The 17922-nt window shown below is 73.7% G+C and carries 14 protein-coding genes, 3 pseudogenes and 1 riboswitch; of the genes and pseudogenes, 11 read left to right on the forward strand and 6 right to left on the reverse strand.

The genetic code is table 11. The features are described 5' to 3' along the window. Window position 1 precedes the first annotated feature (1 nt). On the forward strand, window positions 2-1438 hold the full coding sequence (locus D7294_RS06715; RefSeq protein WP_120676576.1) for a DNA polymerase IV: 1437 nt from the start codon (window positions 2-4) through the stop codon (window positions 1436-1438). Here the strand turns inward: D7294_RS06715 and D7294_RS06720 are convergent. Then, window positions 1336-1731, reverse strand: coding sequence for a PRC-barrel domain-containing protein (locus tag D7294_RS06720; protein ID WP_174248286.1), 396 nt, complete (start codon window positions 1729-1731; stop codon window positions 1336-1338). The two genes, D7294_RS06715 and D7294_RS06720, sit on opposite strands and share 103 nt — an antisense overlap. Before the next feature lie 165 nt (window positions 1732-1896). Next, a riboswitch (glycine riboswitch) is annotated at window positions 1897-1995 on the forward strand. 191 nt (window positions 1996-2186) lie between these two features. Here D7294_RS06720 and gcvP point away from each other — a divergent pair. Further along, window positions 2187-5102, forward strand: a complete 2916-nt coding sequence (gcvP, locus tag D7294_RS06725) for an aminomethyl-transferring glycine dehydrogenase (RefSeq protein WP_120676580.1) — start codon at window positions 2187-2189, stop codon at window positions 5100-5102. A 236-nt stretch (window positions 5103-5338) separates the two neighbouring features. Here gcvP and D7294_RS32910 read toward each other — a convergent pair. Further along, window positions 5339-5470 (reverse strand): annotated as a pseudogene (locus D7294_RS32910) (TetR/AcrR family transcriptional regulator); the annotation flags it as partial. On the opposite strand from D7294_RS32910, the pseudogene D7294_RS32915 reads away from it, so the two are divergent. Beyond that, window positions 5455-5691: pseudogene (locus tag D7294_RS32915) on the forward strand (alpha/beta hydrolase); the annotation flags it as partial. The pseudogenes D7294_RS32910 and D7294_RS32915 overlap by 16 nt on opposite strands. 13 nt (window positions 5692-5704) lie before the next feature. On the opposite strand, the gene D7294_RS06740 reads toward D7294_RS32915, so the two are convergent. Continuing rightward, the gene (locus D7294_RS06740; RefSeq protein ID WP_120676582.1) at window positions 5705-6292 is read right to left on the reverse strand and encodes a hypothetical protein; all 588 of its coding nucleotides are present in this window, start codon (window positions 6290-6292) and stop codon (window positions 5705-5707) included. Window positions 6293-6565: 273 nt separating this feature from the next. Here D7294_RS06740 and D7294_RS06745 point away from each other — a divergent pair, with 273 nt between their 5' ends. After that, the gene (locus D7294_RS06745; protein WP_120676583.1) at window positions 6566-8062 is read left to right on the forward strand and encodes a glutamate-cysteine ligase family protein; all 1497 of its coding nucleotides are present in this window, start codon (window positions 6566-6568) and stop codon (window positions 8060-8062) included. 151 nt (window positions 8063-8213) lie between these two features. Continuing rightward, window positions 8214-8978 (forward strand): CPBP family intramembrane glutamic endopeptidase, encoded by a 765-nt coding sequence (locus tag D7294_RS06750; protein ID WP_120677096.1) that lies wholly within the window; start codon window positions 8214-8216, stop codon window positions 8976-8978. 73 nt (window positions 8979-9051) lie between these two features. Here D7294_RS06750 and D7294_RS06755 read toward each other — a convergent pair whose 3' ends face one another. Together D7294_RS06755 and D7294_RS06760 are read right to left on the reverse strand one after the other, a co-directional pair. After that, on the reverse strand, window positions 9052-9747 hold the full coding sequence (locus D7294_RS06755) for a DUF4232 domain-containing protein (RefSeq protein WP_120676585.1): 696 nt from the start codon (window positions 9745-9747) through the stop codon (window positions 9052-9054). An 87-nt stretch (window positions 9748-9834) separates the two neighbouring features. Further along, entirely contained in the window at window positions 9835-10527 is a 693-nt protein-coding gene (locus D7294_RS06760) for a pyridoxamine 5'-phosphate oxidase family protein (RefSeq protein ID WP_120676587.1), read from the reverse strand. 112 nt (window positions 10528-10639) lie between these two features. On the opposite strand from D7294_RS06760, the gene D7294_RS06765 reads away from it, so the two are divergent. From D7294_RS06765 to D7294_RS06780, 4 genes are all read left to right on the forward strand, one after another. Continuing rightward, window positions 10640-11980, forward strand: coding sequence for an aminotransferase class I/II-fold pyridoxal phosphate-dependent enzyme (locus tag D7294_RS06765; RefSeq protein WP_120676589.1), 1341 nt, complete (start codon window positions 10640-10642; stop codon window positions 11978-11980). A gap of 459 nt (window positions 11981-12439) precedes the next feature. Then, entirely contained in the window at window positions 12440-13900 is a 1461-nt protein-coding gene (locus tag D7294_RS06770; protein ID WP_120676591.1) for an MACPF domain-containing protein, read from the forward strand. A gap of 185 nt (window positions 13901-14085) precedes the next feature. Further along, window positions 14086-14397, forward strand: coding sequence for a hypothetical protein (locus D7294_RS06775; protein ID WP_194117735.1), 312 nt, complete (start codon window positions 14086-14088; stop codon window positions 14395-14397). Window positions 14398-14726: 329 nt separating this feature from the next. Then, window positions 14727-15158 (forward strand): tetratricopeptide repeat protein, encoded by a 432-nt coding sequence (locus D7294_RS06780; protein WP_241562160.1) that lies wholly within the window; start codon window positions 14727-14729, stop codon window positions 15156-15158. 424 nt (window positions 15159-15582) lie between these two features. Here D7294_RS06780 and D7294_RS06785 read toward each other — a convergent pair whose 3' ends face one another. Beyond that, the gene (locus D7294_RS06785; protein WP_120676595.1) at window positions 15583-16626 is read right to left on the reverse strand and encodes an NAD(P)-dependent alcohol dehydrogenase; all 1044 of its coding nucleotides are present in this window, start codon (window positions 16624-16626) and stop codon (window positions 15583-15585) included. 85 nt (window positions 16627-16711) lie between these two features. Here D7294_RS06785 and D7294_RS06790 point away from each other — a divergent pair, with 85 nt between their 5' ends. After that, the gene (locus tag D7294_RS06790; RefSeq protein ID WP_241562161.1) at window positions 16712-17302 is read left to right on the forward strand and encodes a TetR/AcrR family transcriptional regulator; all 591 of its coding nucleotides are present in this window, start codon (window positions 16712-16714) and stop codon (window positions 17300-17302) included. An 8-nt stretch (window positions 17303-17310) separates the two neighbouring features. Then, window positions 17311-17673: pseudogene (locus tag D7294_RS06795) on the forward strand (arsenic resistance protein); the annotation flags it as partial. Window positions 17674-17922 lie beyond the last annotated feature (249 nt).

Below are 17922 nucleotides of genomic sequence, written 5' to 3' on the forward strand. Positions count from 1 at the left end.
TGTGAGAGTCAGGCCGACGATCCTGCACCTGGACATGGACGCCTTCTACGCCTCGGTGGAGCAGGCGGCCAAGCCGAGCCTGCGGGGAAAGCCGGTCGTCGTGGGCGGCCTCGGCCCGCGCGGGGTGGTGGCCACCGCCTCCTACGAGGCGCGCCGCTTCGGGGTGCACTCGGCGATGCCCACCGCCCAGGCCAGGCGGCTGTGCCCGCACGCCGCCTTCCTGGTGCCCCGCTTCGGCGTCTACCGGGAGATCAGCGAGACCGTCATGCGGCTGCTGGGGGAGCTCTCGCCGCTGGTCGAGCCGCTGAGCCTGGACGAGGCGTTCGTCGACCTGGCGGCCGGGGGCGCGGCCGCCACCGCGGAGGAGGCCAGGCGGGTGGGGCGGGAGCTGCGGGCCGCCATCCGGGCGGCCACCGGGCTGACCGGCTCGGTCGGCCTTGCGGCCTCCAAGATGCTCGCCAAGATCGCCTCGGAGCGGGCGAAGCCGGACGGCCTGGTGCTCATCGAGCCCGGCACCGAGCGTGAGCTGCTCGCGCCGCTCCCGGTGCGCACCCTGCCCGGCGTCGGCCCGGCCACCGCGGAGACGCTGCGCAAGGCGGGCCTGCACACGGTGGGCGAGGTGGCCAGGGCGGGCGAGGCCGAGATGCTGCGGCTGCTCGGCAAGGCGCACGGCCACGGGGTGTACGCGATGGCCCTGGCCGTGGACGAGCGCGAGGTGGTCGCCGACCGCGACACCAAGTCCATCTCGGTGGAGGACACCTTCGACACGGACGTCACCGACCGGGCCAGGATCAGGTTCGAGGTCGCCAGGCTGGCCGAGCGCTGCGTGGCGCGGCTGCGGGAGGCGGGGCGGTCGGGGCGCACGGTGGTCCTCAAGGTGCGCCGTTACGACTTCGCCACGCTCACCCGCTCCGACACGCTGCGTGCCCCCACCGACGACCCGGCCGTGGTGCGGGAGGCCGCGGCGCGGCTGCTCGAGGGCGTGGACACCACGGCCGGGGTCAGGCTGCTGGGCGTGGGCGTGAGCGGGCTTGCGGACTTCACGCAGGAGGACCTCTTCGCCCAGGCGGCCGGCGCGCCTGCCGGGCCGGAGGCCGCGCCCGCGGCCCAGGGCGCGGAGTCCCGGACGCGGGAGGACGGCCCCCGCCCGGGGAGCTGGCTGCCGGGGCACGACGTCAGCCACGCGCGCTACGGCCCGGGCTGGGTGCAGGGCAGCGGGGTGGGCCGCGTCACGGTGCGCTTCGAGCGGCCGGGCGGCGAGCCGGGCCGGGCCCGCACCTTCCGCGTGGACGACCCCGAGCTGACCGGCTCGGCCCCGCTTCCGCTCGTGCCCGATCAGCCCTCGCCCTCCCCGCCGGCCTCGTCCGGGGCCAGCCGGCCGAAGTCGTGGTCGGCCGGCGGGTCGCCCGGGCGGCCGCCCGGGACGTCGAGCCCGTAGTGGTGGTACAGCTCCAGCTCCTGCTGGGGGGACAGGTGCCGCCCGACGCCGAAGTCGGGGGCCTCCCTGATCAGCGCGCGTTCGAACGGCACGCGCAGGGCGTCGTCCACCAGTTCGCTCGGGTCGAGGGGCACGAAGGCGTCCCGGCTGAAGAGGCCGGTCCGCACCGCGGCCCACTCGGGCGCCCCGGTGGCGTCGTCGAGGTACACCTCGTCCACCGTGCCGATCTTGGTGCCGTTTCGGTCGACGGCCTTGCATCCGATCAGGCTGCGGGGATCGATGTCGGTCTGCACGTTTCCTCCCACTCTTCGCGACGGCCCGGCGGGCGCCTTACTTCCCTACCAAACGGCACAAATCGGCCGCTGGCCAGTCGAGTGGGTTTCCGGGTACCTCGGATCGGCCGGAATAGCCGGGAATGGTCCCGCCGGGGCCGCGCTGGTAGCCTCGGGAAAGGTTGACGAACTCGTGCGGGAGAGTCCTGGCGTCCCACGGACGGCAGGCGCCGAAGGAGCAACTCCTCCCCGGAATCTCTCAGGCCCCCGTACCGTGCGAGCGAAGCCACTCTGGAAAGCAGGGCGGAAACCGGCGCAGCCAGGCGCGGGACCGCCCTCACCGACGGTGCAAGCCGGGCGCCCAGGCGCCAGGGCGAAGCTCTCAGGTCGCGGCAGGTCCGCGATGACAGAGGGGGAGGCAGGTCAGGCGCCGCCGCCTGACCCCCGGGTCGCCCGACCGTGAGGAGCCTCCAGGCATGACGCGCACCCCCGCCCCCCGCATTCCGCTTGCCACCCTCGAAGAGGGCACGCCCTTCGCCGCGCGCCACATCGGCCCCGACGCCGCGGACGAGGCGAAGATGCTCGCCCAGGTCGGCTTCGGCTCCCTGGACGAGCTGACCGCCGCCGCCGTGCCCGAGGCCGTCCGCGACGCCTCCGGCCTGCGCCTTCCCGAGGCGCGCGACGAGGCCGCCGTCCTCGCCGAGCTGCGCTCGCTGGCCGCCCGCAACACCGTGCTCCACTCGATGATCGGGCTGGGCTACCACGGCACCTTCACCCCGCCGGTCATCCAGCGCAACGTCCTGGAGAACCCGGCCTGGTACACGGCCTACACGCCCTACCAGCCGGAGATCTCGCAGGGGCGGCTCGAGGCGCTGCTGAACTTCCAGACGGTGGTGGCCGACCTCACCGGCCTGCCCACCGCGGGCGCCTCCCTGCTCGACGAGGGCACGGCCGCCGCCGAGGCGATGGCCCTGGCCCGCCGGGTCGGCAAGGGCAAGGGCGGGGTGTTCCTGGTGGACGCCGACTGCCTGCCGCAGACGATCGCCGTCGTCAGGACCCGCGCGGAGCCCACCGGCGTGGAACTGGTCGTCGCCGACCTCGCCGGCGGCATTCCCGAGGACGTCGCCGGCCGCGGCCTGTTCGGCGTGCTGCTCCAGTACCCCGGGGCCTCCGGTGCCCTCCGCGATCCGCGGCCGGTCATCGAGCGCGCCCACGAGCTCGGGGCCGTGGTCACCCTCGCCACCGACCTCCTCGCGCTGACGCTCCTCGCCTCGCCGGGCGAGCTCGGCGCCGACATCGCGGTCGGCTCCAGCCAGCGTTTCGGCGTGCCGATGGCCTTCGGCGGGCCGCACGCCGGCTTCATGGCCGTCCGCGAGGGCTACGCCCGCAATCTGCCGGGCCGGCTCGTCGGCGTCTCGCGCGACGCCGCGGGGCGGCCCGCCCACCGGCTGGCCCTGCAGACCAGGGAGCAGCACATCCGGCGTGAGAAGGCCACGAGCAACATCTGCACCGCCCAGGTGCTGCTCGCCGTCATGGCCGGGATGTACGCGGTCTACCACGGCCCCGAGGGGCTGGCGACCATAGCCAGGCGCACCCACCGTTACGCCGCGCTGCTCGCGGCCGGCCTGCGCGACGGCGGGGTCGAGGTGGTGCACGACGCGTTCTTCGACACGGTCACCGCGCGGGTGCCGGGCCGGGCCGCGGCCGTGGTGGAGGCCGCGCGGCGGGCCGGGGTCAACCTGCGCCTGACGGACGCCGATCACGTCGGCGTCTCCTGCGACGAGACCACCGGCCGGGCGCAACTGGCGGCCGTCTGGTCGGCGTTCGGCGTGGCCGGGGACGCGTTCGGCATCGAGGGGCTCGACGCGAGGACCCCGGACGCGCTGCCAGGGACGCTGGTGCGCCGGGACTCCTACCTGGGCCACCCGGTCTTCCACCGGTACCGCTCGGAGACGGAGATGCTGCGCTACCTGCGGCGCCTGGCCGACCGCGACTACGCCCTCGACCGCGGGATGATCCCGCTGGGCTCGTGCACGATGAAGCTCAACGCCACCGTGGAGATGGCGGCCGTCACCTGGCCCGAGTTCGCCCAGCTGCACCCGTTCGCGCCGCTGGAGCAGGCGGAGGGCTACCTGGAGCTGATCCGCGAACTGGAGTCGCGGCTCGCGGAGATCACCGGCTACGACCGGGTCTCGCTCCAGCCCAACGCCGGCTCCCAGGGCGAACTGGCCGGGCTGCTGGCGGTCCGCGCCTATCACCGGGCGAACGGGCAGCCGCAGCGCACCGTCTGCCTGATTCCCTCCTCGGCCCACGGCACCAACGCCGCGAGCGCCGCGATGGCGGGCCTGAAGGTGGTCGTCGTGGCCACCCGCGCGAACGGCGACGTGGACGCGGAGGACCTGCGTGCCAAGATCGACGCGCACCGGGAGGAGCTGGCCGTCCTGATGGTCACCTACCCCTCCACGCACGGCGTGTTCGAGGCGGACATCGCGGCGATCTGCGCGGCGGTGCACGAGGCGGGCGGCCAGGTCTACGTGGACGGCGCCAACCTGAACGCGCTTGTCGGCCTCGCCAGGCCGGGCCGGTTCGGCGCCGACGTCTCGCACCTGAACCTGCACAAGACCTTCTGCATCCCGCACGGCGGCGGCGGTCCCGGCGTCGGCCCGGTGGCGGTGCGCGCGCACCTGGCGCCCTACCTGCCCGGCCACCCGCTGCAGCCGGCCGCCGGGCCCGCGGGCGGCGGCACCGGGCCGGTGTCCGCCGCGCCCTGGGGCTCGGCCGGGATACTGCCGATCTCCTGGGCCTACCTGCGGCTGATGGGCGCCGCCGGGCTGCGCCGCGCCACCCAGGTCGCGGTGCTCGGCGCCAACTACGTGGCCAGCCGCCTGGAACCGCACTACCCGGTGCTCTTCACCGGGCCGGGCGGCCTGGTGGCCCACGAGTGCGTCATCGACCTCAGGCCGCTGACCAAGGCGACCGGCGTGACGATCGACGACGTGGCCAAGCGGCTGATCGACTACGGCTTCCACGCCCCGACCATGTCCTTCCCGGTGGCCGGCACGCTGATGATCGAGCCCACCGAGAGCGAGAACCTGGCGGAGCTGGACCGATTCTGCTCGGCGATGATCGCGATCCGGACCGAGATCGACCGGGTGGGCGCGGGGGAGTGGCCCCGGGAGGACAATCCGCTGCGCAACGCCCCGCACACCGCGGAGCAGCTGTGCGGCGAGTGGCCGCACCCCTACTCCCGGCGTGAGGCCGCCTATCCCTCGGGGGCGTCCCAGGAGAGCAAGTACTGGCCGCCGGTGCGGCGCATCGACGGCGCCTTCGGCGACCGGAACCTGCTCTGCTCCTGCCCGCCGGTCGCCGACTACGCCGACCAGGCCGACTGAGCGGACCGCGCCGGCCGGGCCGCTCCCGGCACCCCGCGGTTTCCCCGGGGTGCCGGGAGGAGGCGTGCCGCCGGCCGCGCCCCGGCGGCCGGGCTCCCGGCCGTGGTCTTCGCGCGGTGACCGTGGCCTTTTCGCGGTGGCGGCGGGCGGGTTCGGCCGCGCCGCGGTGCCCGCGAACCCGTCCTGCCGCGGGGCGAGCCCCGCGGCGGTGCGCGCCGGGAGGCCGAGAGGGTGGGTCAGGGGGCGGCGGCCTCGATCGCGGCGAGGTGGGCGGCGAGGATCTCCTCGAAGGCGGCGCCGCGGTCGGCCCCGAGGGGGCGGATCTCGCGGGCGAAGTGGGCCAGCGCGGGGAAGCGATCGGGGTCGGCGCTACGCCGAGCGGCTGCGCGCGGCCGGGACCGCCGTGCGGCTCACCGCGTACCCGGGAGCGGGGCACGCGTTCCTCGCCATGCCCGGCGTGGAGCCGCAAGCCGAGACGGCCCTGACGCAGATCCACGAGTTCCTCCGCGCGGCCCTGGCGGCGTGCGGGAGGCACGGGGCACGCCCGGGCGGTGCAGCGCCGTTGCGGCACCGGCACCGGGCGGGGTGAGGCGCGGGCCTGATCAGCTCGCCAGGTCGAGGGTCGGCACCCGGCTGGTCAGCAGCGGAAGCAGCGCCTCCGTCCGCGCCGGCCGTTCGGCGGCGATCCCCGGCGGCGCCGGCGCCAGCGGCACCAGCAGGTCGTCCGGCTCCGGGCTGCCCGAGTCGGCGGCGGCCTGGTGGTCCGTGTGCAGCCACAGGGTGAGCATGTACAGCTGCGGCACGGAGAGCAGCCGCGGCTGGTAGGGCCGCGGCAGCGCGTCGGCCAGCCGCATCGCCCGCTCGGTCGAGGGGACGAACGGCCCGGCGCAGAAGTGGGAGAAGGCCCAGCCGTCCGCGGTCAGCGTGGCCTCCGCCGCGCCGACCGGAAGGCCGTCCTTCGCCAGCAGGAAACGCCAGCCGGTGAGCGCCGCGCGCGGTTCTTCGCCCGGCCCGGCGATGGGCGCCAGCTGGTAGACCGGCAGCGGAAGCACCGGCTTGAGCGTCGCCAGGGGTGCCGGATGCAGCGGGCCCCGGCCGGCGGGCGGGGAATCCGGCGCCTTCGCCGGGAGGAGTGCGGTGAGGACGCTGCGTTCGGCGGCAGCGGGGGCCTGAGGGATATGCAGGGGCATGATGGGTCGCCTCTCGCTTTGGAGTAGGTCGCCTCTTGAATGGGAGACACCTGCCGTTCGCGGGATTTTATACGAGGCATGTTCGCTCTATGTTTCCAGTACCCGACCCGGGAGGTTTCGGCAAGGAGAAATCCGGCCGCCCACTGGGACACCACCGGCGTCAACTATTCCGCCGGAATATGCCGCACCGTGACCGCGGGGCCGCACGGTGCGGGTTCCTCCTCCCGGGGCGTGGGCATGATCGGACCATCGTTCGAACGGAGGAGGCGTCCCGTGGGGGAGAAGCTCGTAGCCGACCGGTTCGACCTGGCGGCCCGGCAGCGTTTCCGCGCCAGGCTCGACGCGTGTCTCCAGGCGCTGCGGCGGCTGCTGCGCGAGGAGCGCTTCGAAGGGCCGCGCGACCTCATCGGCCTGGAGGTCGAACTCGCCATGGCGGATTCCGAGGGGGCGCCCCGAATGGTGAACGACGAAGTGCTCGCCAGAATGGCCACGAAAGACTTTCAGGCCGAGCTCGGACAATTCAACCTGGAACTCAATATGCCGCCCCGGCTTCTGGGGGGAACCGTCTTCGACGATCTGGCCGAAGAGCTCCGCATCGCGGTGGGATACGCGGACCGAATGGCCGCGGAATTCGGCGGGCGGCTGGTGATGACCGGCGTGCTCCCCACGGTGACCCCCGAGCAGATGGTGCCGGGCAGCCTCTCGCCCGACGACCGCTACACCCTGCTGAACGACCAGATCCTGGCGGCCAGGGGCGAGGCCATCACCCTGGACATCGCGGGCGCCGAGACCCTCACCCACTCCTTCGACTCGATCGCGGCCGAATCCGCCTGCACCTCGGTGCAGTTCCACCTGCAGGTCACCCCGGCCGGGTTCGCCGCCACCTGGAACGCGGCCCAGGCGGCCACCGCCGCCCAGGTGGCCGCAGGCGCGAACGCCCCCTTCGTCTTCGGGCGCGAACTGTGGCACGAGTCACGCCCGCCGTTCTTCCTGCAGGCCACCGACAGCCGCCCGCCCGAGTTCGCGGCCCAGGGCGTGCGCCCGCGCACCTGGTTCGGCGAGCGCTGGATCGACTCGGCCGATTCCCTCTTCGAGGAGAACAACCGCTGGTTCCCGGCCCTGCTGCCGCACTGCGCCGAGGAGGACCCGCTCGCCGTGCTGGACGCCGGCGGCATCCCCGCCCTGGCCGAGCTCTCCCTGCACAACGGCACGGTCTACCGCTGGAACCGCCCGGTCTACGACGTGGCCGGCGGGGTCCCGCACCTGCGCGTGGAGAACCGCGTCCTGTCCACCGGCCCCACCGTCACCGACACCGTGGCCAACGCCGCCTTCTACTACGGCCTGGTCAGGGCGCTGGCCGCGCAGCCGCGCCCGGTGTGGAACACGCTGCCCTTCGAGGTGGCCGAGGCCAACTTCCACGCGGCCTGCCGGTACGGCATCGAGGCCGAGCTGAGCTGGCCCGCGGGCGAGGGCGCGGGCGGCCTGGACCGGCTGCCCGCCCACCACCTGATACGCGAGCGGCTGCTGCCGCTGGCCGAGGAGGGCCTCGCGGCCCTCGGGGTGGCCGTCGCCGACCGCGTCCGCTACCTCGGAGTCATCGAGGAGAGGTGCCGCCGCCGCATCACGGGAGCGGGCTGGCAGACTCGGTTCTACCACCAGGCGGTGGCGAACGGAGCGGACCGGGCGACCGCCCTGCGGGAGCTCGTCCGGCGGTACTGCGAACTGGCGCGGACGGACGCTCCCGTGCACAGCTGGCCGACGGGGGCGTGAGCCCACCGCCGCGCGCCGTGCCGGGAGCCCGCCCGGCGCGCGGACGGGAGACGGAGTGGGGCTGAAGCCGGACACCGGCGGCACGGCGGGCACGACGGCGGCGGGACGAGCCGCCGCGGCGGGCGAGGCGGGGGCGCCGCTCCCGGCGCGGATGCTGCGGCACGAGGTGCTGCTCGTGCTCGCCCTGTCGCTCGGCGCGAGCGCCGTCAGCTCCCTCATCGACTTCGCGGGCGTGCTCACCAGGCCGGGAGGGCTCGGCGACTCCACCGCCACCCTCAACGGCTCCCACGCCCCCGACCGCCCCTGGCTCGACCTGGCCTGGCAGCTGTTCGGCATCGCCACCGCCCTGGTTCCGGTCGCCCTGGTGGCGCACCTGCTGCTGCGCGAGCGGCCGGCGCGCGGCGCCCTCGCGGGGCCGGGACTGCGGGCGCTGGGCTTCGACGCCCGCAGGCCCGCCTTCGACCTCGGCTGGGGCGCCGCCCTGGCGGCCGCGATGGGCGGCAGCGGCCTGCTGCTCTACCTCGGCGCGCACGCGGCGGGCGCCAGCCTGACGGTGGTGCCCGAGGCGCTGCCCGACGTCTGGTGGAAGATCCCGGTGCTGGTGGCCTCCGCGGTGCAGAACGCCGTCCTGGAGGAGGTCGTGGTCGTCGGCTACCTGCTGCGCCGCCTGGACCAGCTGGGCTGGCACCCGCACCGCGCGCTGCTCGCCTCCGCCCTGCTGCGCGGCTCGTACCACCTCTACCAGGGGCTCGGCGGCTTCTTCGGCAACGCGGCGATGGGCCTCATCTTCGGCTGGTGCTACCGCAGGTGGGGGCGCGTCATGCCGCTGGCCGTCGCGCACGCCCTGATCGACACCGTCGCGTTCGTCGGCTACGCGCTGCTCGCAGGGCACGTGGACTGGCTCCCCACCGCCTGAGGCCGCGGCGGGCGGGCGGCCGCACGCCCGTGGGGCCGGCGCCCGGCGCGGCACCGGCCTCCACGAGGCGGCCTCACTCCTCGGGGCCGCTGCCCTCCACGAGCGCCACCGCGTCGATGGTGCCGCCCCCGCAGACCTGGCCGAAGTCCCACTCGGCGCTGGAGAAGTCCTGCTCGTCCGGGGCGATCACCGCCAGGCTCGCCGGCTCGGTGCCGCAGGTGCCGTCGGGGGCGTCCTGGTCCCCGGCCACCACGGTCCAGTGCAGCCGGCTCCACACGCTGTCGCCCGGGGCGACGGTGATCTGGTGGGACTCCTCGGAGCGGTCGCGGATCGTCTCGGTCTGGATCGGGTTGTCGTCCGCGTCCAGGAGCATGAGGCCGGGCCAGCCCTGGGTGCGGCAGGAGCCGTCCGAGACGTTGGTGAGCACCAGCGCGGCGTAGCGCTGGCCCGCGCCCGAGTCGAGCGGGTTCAGCGAGGGGGACAGCGCCTCCGCCGTGCACCAGGGGATCTCCCCCTGCGCCGCGGCGTTGCCGGTGTCGGAGTCCTCGTCGTTCGCGTCGTCCGAGCCGGAGTCCCCGTCGTCCGCGTCGCCGGCATCCGAGGAGTCGCCCGCGTCGCCGTCGGCGCTCTGCCCGCCGGAGTCCTGATCCTGCGCCGAGGAGTCACTCCCCGAGTCCGAGTCCCCGGAGTCGGAGCAACCGCCCGCGAACAGCACGGCGAGAACGGTCAGGGAGGTGAGCGCGGCGGAGCGCCTGCGGTACGAAGACATCGGTATCCCTCGGTCGTGTCTCTGGCACGGATCTTCGCTGCACGGGTACATGGCTGGGACGTCACCGGCGGCCCCGTGGTTCCGCCGTCAGGGCCTCGCATACCCCGTCAGGTAGCCGGGAACCTGCGGGTCGCCGGCCTCTTCCGCGGCCCGCGGCGGGCCGTAGGCGAGGCGGACCGGCAGCACGCCGCGCCAGTGCGGCAGGCCGAGGTCCTCCGGGTCGTCCTTCGGGCCGCCGCGGCGCACCTTGGCGGAGACCTCGGCCAGGTCGAGCGCGAGGATCGCGGTGGCGGCCAGTTCCCTGGCCGCGGCGGGCCGGCAGTCGGCCGAGCGGCCGGGGATCACCTGGTCGACCACGGCGTCGAACGCCCGCCGCTTCTCGTCCTCCGCGGTGACCGGCCGGGCGGTGCCGCGTACCACGACGGAGCGGTAGTTGACGGAGTGGTGGAAGGCGGAGGCGGCCAGCACCAGGCCGTCCACGTGCGTGACGGTCAGGCAGACCGGCAGGCCGCCGTCCCGCGCCGGGCGCAGGTAGCCGGCGCCGGTGGAGCCGTGCAGGTAGAGCCGTTCGCCGAGCCTCGCGTAGAGCGTGGGCAGCACGACGGGCTCGCCCTCCCTGACGAAGCCGAGGTGGCACAGGTAGCCCTCGTCGAGGATGGCGTGCACCAGCTCGCGGTCGTAGGACACCCGCTCGCGGGCCCTGGTGGGGGTGGTCCTCGGGGTCGCGGGGTACGCCGCGGGTCCCGTGGCGGGCCCGGGCGCGGACTCGGTGGTGCTCATGGCCTTCTCCTTCGCTGCCGCCCGGCGCGCGGGCGCCGGGTCGCCCGGGCGCGTGCGCTCCCCGGCACCCGGCGCTTGCGCGCCGCATTTGTACTAGTGCAAAATATGTTTTGTGCTAGGAGGATATCGAATCGAGGGGCAGGGCGCAGCCGAGATTGCCGCCAGCGTCGAACAGGGGATCGGCGCGGGCCTGCTGCGTCCCGGGCAGGCGCTGCCCCCGCTGCGGGAGCTGGCCGCGGAGCTTGCCGTCAACCCGAACACCGTGGCCGCCGCCTACCGCATCCTGCGCGAGCGCGGGGTCATCGAGACCGCGGGCCGCCGCGGCAGCCGGGTCCGGGCCCGCCCGGCCAGCGCCCCGCGCGACCTCCTCGGCGTCGAGGTGCCCCAAGGGGCCCGCGACCTCTCCCAGGGGAACCCCGACCCGGCCCTGCTGCCCCCGCTCGGCCCGGCCCTGGCCGCCGCCGCGGCCCGCGCCGCCCGGCGGCCCACCCTCTACGGCTGCCCGCCCGTCTCGCCCCGGCTCGCCGAGGCGGCCAGGGCCGGCCTCGACCGCGACGGGGTGCCCGCGGGGCCGGTCGCCGTCAGCTCCGGCTCCCTCGACTGCGTGGAGCGGGTCCTGACCGCCTGGCTGCGGCCGGGCGACGCCGTCGCCGTCGAAGACCCCGGCTGGGGCAGCCTCCTCGACCTGCTGCCCGCCCTCGGCCTGCGCACCGTCCCCGTCGCCGTGGACGACGAGGGCCCGCTGCCGGAACCCGCCGAGGAGGCCCTGCACCGGGGCGCCCGCGCCCTGATCGTCACCGCACGGGCGCAGAACCCGACGGGCGCCGCCGTCTCCGCGGCCAGGGCCGCCCGGCTGCGCGCGGTGCTCGCCGCCCACCCCGACACGCTGCTGATCGAGGACGACCACGGGCACGGCATCGTCGACCCCGCCGAGGTCCCCCTGCACCCGCTGGCCGGGCACACCGGCCGCTGGGCGCTGGTCCGCTCCGCCGCCAAGGCCTACGGCCCCGACCTGCGCCTGGCCGTGTGGACCGGGGACCGGGTCACCGTGGACCGGGCGCTGGGACGGCAGCGGCTCGGCCCCGGCTGGGTCAGCCACCTCCTCCAGGAGGCCGTCGCCGAGCTGTGGCGCAGCCGCGCCGTGGACACCCCCGCGGTCGCCGGCTCCTACGGCGCGCGCCGGAACGCCCTGCTCGCGGCGCTCGCCGCGCGCGGCATCCCGGCCCACGGCCGCAGCGGGATGAACGTCTGGGTGCCCGTCCCCGACGAGACGGCGGCCGTCGCCCGCCTGCTCCAGGCCGGCTGGGGAGCGGCGCCGGGGGCGCGCTTCCGGCTGTCCGCGCCGCCCGGCGTGCGCCTGACCGTCTCCCCGCTGACCGCCGGCGACATCCCGCCCCTCGCCGAGGCCGCCGCCGCCGCCGCGCGGCCGGGACCCGCCCGCCGCTACGTCTGAGGAACGGGCCCGGCACCTCCGAGGGCGGTCCCGCCGGCCGCCGGGCCCGCACGGCGGCCACACGGCAGCCGGTCGCCAATAGACGCTTTTGCGGGCGCATCGGCCCGATCGTTCACGGCATCAGGGAAATGCCGGCGGCGTGGAAAACCGTCTTTCACGAGGGTTGGGATTCGTGCGACGGGGTACCCGGCCGCGGGCTCGAATTCGTATGCGACTGTCAACCGTCTGGGCAGGAGAGGACGTGGCGGCGATCAATCCATTCGCGGTTGATCCGGAGCGAGCCAGGACCCGGGGGCTCGCGCAGCCGGATTTCACGACGCCGGCGATCCTGGCCTTCTGACTCCGCCGCCTGATTCGCCGGAGGTCTCTCCCCCAAGCGATCCATGCCGGCCGAGACGACGTCACTCGGAGTCCGGCGATGCGGCTGCCGCGGCCGGGGATCGAGGACGAGTCCGGACGATGAACGGAAAGAGCACGCCCCCTCAGGGGGTCGTGGGCTGGGAGACCATCGTGGTTCTGAAACAGGAAGAGGTTCCGATCCGCAACGGATACGACATAGGCATAGGCGTGGCCATGGCCACCGGGAGCCCCATGGCGCTGGGCGCGATCGGCGAGGTCACACCGCCGCAGGTCGGCACGGGCGGCTCCGGCTCGTTTGTCTTCCGGCGCATCGAGACGACCCAGGACCTGGAGACCGAACTCGGTATCGGAGCGGATGTCTCGGCCGGTATCGGGTTGTTCAGCGCATCCGCCTCACTGGAATTCTCCAAGAAGTGCAAGGTTCAATCCAGTTCGCTCACGGTCCTGGTGTCGGCCGTGGAACGGCATGCGTTTCAACAGATGGACTCGCCGACCATGTCGGAAGCGGCAGGGAAGCTGACGGAGGAAGGAAAGCCGCTTGAAGAGAAGTTCGGCGAGTATTTTGTGCGCGGAATCAACACGGGCGGGCGCTTCTTCGGGGTGGTGCGGATCGACACGAAGAGCGTGCAGTCCAAGATGGAGCTTCATGCGGCGCTCGAAGGCTCCTACGGGCCGGTGTCGGGCGAGGTCAGGGTCAACATATCCGAAGCGATGCGGAAGGCAGAGGCGCATGCCGACGCGTTCATTCTGCACGATGGCGGCCGTATCCAAACTCTTCCGCACAGCAATGATCCAGTCGAACTGACAAGCCAGCTTTACCAGGCGATGGACGAGTGGTCGGCGACCGTGAAAGAGGATCCGGTGCCGTTTACTGTGACGCTGGCGCCCTATTCCATTGCCCTGGGGCCGCCCCCGCCGAACATAGCCGACATCGAGAAGCAGCGGCGGGTGCTGTCGCGCTGTGCGATGCTGCGCTCGCAGATGACCGACATGCTCAACCTCGTGGAGTACGCTCTCGACCCCCGGCACGCCGATGAGTTCGAGTCGGCGCCGGACGGGCCCGACCTGGCGGCCCTGCGAGTCGCCCTCGTGAGCGATCTCGACGTCATTGAGGAGTCCGCTTCCTTCGCCATCGAGAACCTCAAAGAGGCGCGCGATCCCGAGACCTACATGCGGGACATCCGGGGGAACGCGGACTTTCGGCTGACCACTCTGCCTGCGAACATGCCGAAGCAGAAGGCCGTCAAGCCGTCGCCGGCGCCTGCGGCCAACGCCATGCCCAACCTCGTGGGGCAGCTGGCTCAACCGGTTCTCGATCTGCTTGCGTGCATCAATCTGGAGGACGTGGACCACTGCCTCAAGATGTTCGCCGACTCGGCGAAGGCGCTGGGTATCGATTCCCGGGCCTTGGGCGACTTCTTCTTCGTCGTCCTTCGCAGCGGCGTCAAGCCCGATATCCAGGGCGATCCCAACCGGACGGGTGCGCGGATCAAAGGGCAATTCCCTCCTCCCGGAATCCCGGTGGAACCGCTGACCGTCATGAGGATCGAGATCGAGTAGCGCCCCCCTCGCATGTCGACCCTCGCCCTTGCCCGCGCGCCGCTCGATCCGGTCACGCGGCGGCGGCTGCACGCCGCGTTGCATCCGGCGGAGTCCGCAGGGGCGGCTACCTGGCCGGCCGCAGCCCCGGCTTCGGCCTCCTGCCCGGTGACACCGACGCCTACATCGCGTTACGCGACGCCTCGGTGCGCACGGCGGCGGACACCGTCGTCCCCGTGCGCCGGCGCGGCCGGCGGCGGCACATGTACTTCCAGGACGGCCCGTACGTCCGGCTGGACGAGGAGGCCGCCTCCGCCACCGTGATCGCCACGTACGGCAACGCCCCGCCGGCCGCGGTCCTCGCGCCCTACGGCGAGGGACGCGTCGCCGTGGTCGGGCCCCACCCGGAGGCCGACGCCGGCTGGTACGCCGATGCCGGCCTGACCAACCCGGACGGGGTCCGCTTCGACCTGGGCCACGATCTGGTCGAGGCGGCCATGGCCGGCGCCCGTTCCTGACCCGGGCCCGGTGGGCCGAGCGACCTCTCCCCGCCCCGACCTCTCACCTTCGGCGCCCGGCACGGCCGATGACCACCGCCCGGAGCGGCGCCGGACAGGCCGCAGGGCGTGATCGGGGCCGCAGCCGCCGCGTTCCGGCCTCCGTGGTGGGCCCGGCGCAACTGACGCGGGCCGTCGGAGCGTCCATGGAGAGGGCGGGCCCTCCACGGCCGGCACGAGGTGAGGGGCGCGCCGACCCGACGGCGTGGAGTGAAGGAGGCGTGCCTGACGTGTCGTGGAGACGGGCGATCACGTGGACGGTTGCGGCGGTGGGGGCCGCGCTTGTTGCGGTGGGGGCGAAGAGAGCGCTGAGCAACCGCTTCACGCCGGCGGGACCCTTCGCGCAGGCGGAGCGGGAACTGGACAGGCGGGATCGGGTGTTGCGCGAGGAACACCCCGACACCACGGCGCTCCGGCACCGGGCCCACTACCTGAGCGAGATCGGGGACCTGGCCGGCGCCGTGGACGTCTCCGAGCAGTTGCTCGCCGCGCGGGTGCGGGCGCTGGGCGAAGACCACCCGCAGGTCCTCACCACGCGGCACAACCTGGCCAACCTGCGCGGCAGGGCGGGGGACGCGGCCGGTGCGGCCGAGGCGTTCGAACGGCTCGCGCTCGACATGGAACGGGTGCACGGAGCCGGCCACACGAACACCGTCGCCTCCCGGCGCGCCGCCGTCCGCTGGCGGGAGGAGGCGGAAGGCGGCAGCCGGGGCTCCGAGTGACCACAGCGGCGCCGCACCCACGTGGCCACCGAGTCCCGGCCATGCGGGATCAGCCGGTCGCCTGGCCGCTTGCCGCGTTGCCGTCGGCCGCCCGGATTCCTTCGATGACCAGTCGCAGGAGGCGGTCGGGGGCGGCGGTGACTCCGACCGAGGCATTCCCGCAGGTCAGGGGCCCCGTGCGTGGGTGCTTGCGGCTCGCCACAGTCTGCGCGGGGGCGGGGCACCCAGCCGGCCGATTCGCTGGTTGGCGCTGCCCGCGCGGGACAATGCGGCGACGAGGCCGGCCGCCATCGCTACATCCGGCTCGACCACCCAGACGAGCCAGGGGAGTTCCACTTGACCGGTGGATCACCCCACGCGGGCGGAGCGAGGCCAGGACGCGGACGCGCCCCGCGTCTTCGGGCCCTGGCCTCGCGGGGGACGGCTACGTGTCGAGGTCGGACATGTCCAGTACGAGCCGGTAGCGCACGTCGCCGCCGGCGAGGCGGTTCAGAGCGGTTTCGACCTCGCTTGAGGGCAGTGTTTCGACATCTGCCGTGATCCCGTGCGCGGCGCAGAACTCGAGCATGTCCGCGGTCTGTCGCAGTCCTGCCGTGCCGGAGGAAGTGAGCTTCTTGCGCCCGGTTGCGAGTTCCAGCAGCCTCGGGCCCGTCAGTAGCGGGTTCCCCAGGACGCACAGGGTGCCGTCCAGGTCGAGCATCGCGATCAGCGGTGAGAGGTCGTGCTCGGCCGGAATGACGTCGAGGATGAGGTCAAAGCGGCCCCTCGCGGCGGCGACCTGGGTGTCGTCCGTGGTTACGAGCAGGTCGGATGCCCCGAGTTCACGGGCGTCCGCTTCCTTGTCCGCGCTGCGGCTCAGGACGGTGACCTCGGCGCCGAGCGCGGCGGCGAGTTTGACCGCGAGGTGGCCGAGCCCGCCGAGTCCGGCGACGGCGACGCGGCTGCCCGGGCCGATGCCGGCTGCCCGCAGGGGCTCCCAGACGCTCGCGCCGGCGCACATGAGCGGTGCTGCGGCGGCCGGGTCGAGCCCGTCAGGCAGGTGGAACGCGAACGTCGCACGCAAGACGTACTCGCGGCTGTAGGCACCCTTGGTCACGGTGCCGTCGACGCGATCGGTGCCGCCGTAGGTGGTGGTCGCGCGGTGGTAGCAGTAGTTCTCCTGCCCCGCCTGGCACATGGCGCATGCGCCGCACGAGTCGATGATCGTGCCGATCGCGACCCGCTCGCCGACGGCGAAGCCGGTGACCGCCTGGCCGACGGCGACGACGACGCCTGTCGCCTCGTGCCCGGGAACCAGGTTCTTCTCGCCAAGCATGCCGTGGATGCGGTGCAGGTCGCTGTGGCAGACGCCGCAGTAGTCGATCCGTACGGCGATGTCGTCCGGGCGGAGATCGCGCCGCTCGATGGTGACGCGGGTCAGCGTGTTGCCGGCCGGGTCGAGGCTCTGCCAGCCGGTCGTGGTTCTCATGCTCAGTCCATCCCTCCAAATCGGAATCTGCATTCACTTTAACATGAAGGTGAAGCTTCATTCCGCTTTGCGTACACTGGCGACCGTGACCTCGCAGCCGAATCGACAGCCCAAGCCCCCGGCCGCTCCTCGCGCTCCGCGCCGCGACGCGCTGCGCAACGACGCGATCGTCATCGACGCGGCGCGCGCCGTCTTCGCCGAGCTGGGGCCGCAGGCGAGCATGGAGTCCATCGCGACCCGCGCCGGACTGGGCGTCGGCACGATCTACCGGCGGTTCCCAGGCAAGGACGCCCTCCTGGATGCCGTCGCGCGACTGCTGACCGAGGAAATCGACCAGGCCGCCGCTGCTGCACTTGAGGACCCGGACCCCGGCGCCGGACTCGAACGATTCCTCGAATTCGTCGGAGCCTTCAACGCGGAGAAGCGCCGCTACGCGTCCGCCCTGGCCGCCCGCCTCGCCGACGATGACACCGTGAGCACGCGGACAGCGGATCGGGTCCTGCGGCTCACACGGAAGGCGGTCGACGCGGGGTACCTCGCCCGAGACGTAACGGCCGAGGACATCAAAGCCCTGATCGTCGCGATGCGAGGACTGGTCGCCGCTGCACCGGACGGCGAGGACGCTCCATGGCGCCGTTTCCTCCGCATCCACCTCGCGGGACTTCGGGCTGATTGACGGCACGGCCTGCGGTGATGCTCGCCCTGGCCCGGATCTTCCTGGCCGACCTGCCGGAGTTCCGCACCGGCCTGATCATCGTCGGTCTGGCTCACTGCATCGCCATGGTGGTCGTCCGGAACGGCCTCGCGTGCGGCGGCCGGGAGGCCGCCGCCGTCCTGGTCGCTCTGAACGCCGTCTTCCAGGTCCTGGCCTTCGGGCTGCTGGGCTGGTTCTCCCTCGATCTGCTGCCGGGCCGGCTGAGCCTCGGCGAGGGCGAGAACCTCGACATCTCCGCCTGGGAGATCGCCCGCAACGTCGTCGTGTTCCCCGGCGTCCCACTGATCGCGGGCTTCGTCACCCGCCGCGCCGGCGAGAGGCGGCTGGGGCGCCGCGTGGGCGGACGCGACACGGTGGTTCAGCGGGTGCGGCGGCGCAGTCCCCAACAGCCCACCGCCGCGGCGGCGCCGGGCGCCACGACAGCGGCGGCGGCCACGAGGAGGCCGGCCCCGCTTCCCCGCCACCGGTGCCGGCCCACCCCGGCCGCGACCGCGCGAGAACCGGATGCCGCACGACCGGGCGGGACGCAGTGCGGCTCACCGGCCTGCCGCCTCGGCCGGCCTGGCCGCAAGGCCGAATCG

Origin of the sequence: Streptomyces hoynatensis (assembly GCF_003626535.1) — a bacterium.
Taxonomy (GTDB): domain Bacteria; phylum Actinomycetota; class Actinomycetes; order Streptomycetales; family Streptomycetaceae; genus Streptomyces; species Streptomyces hoynatensis.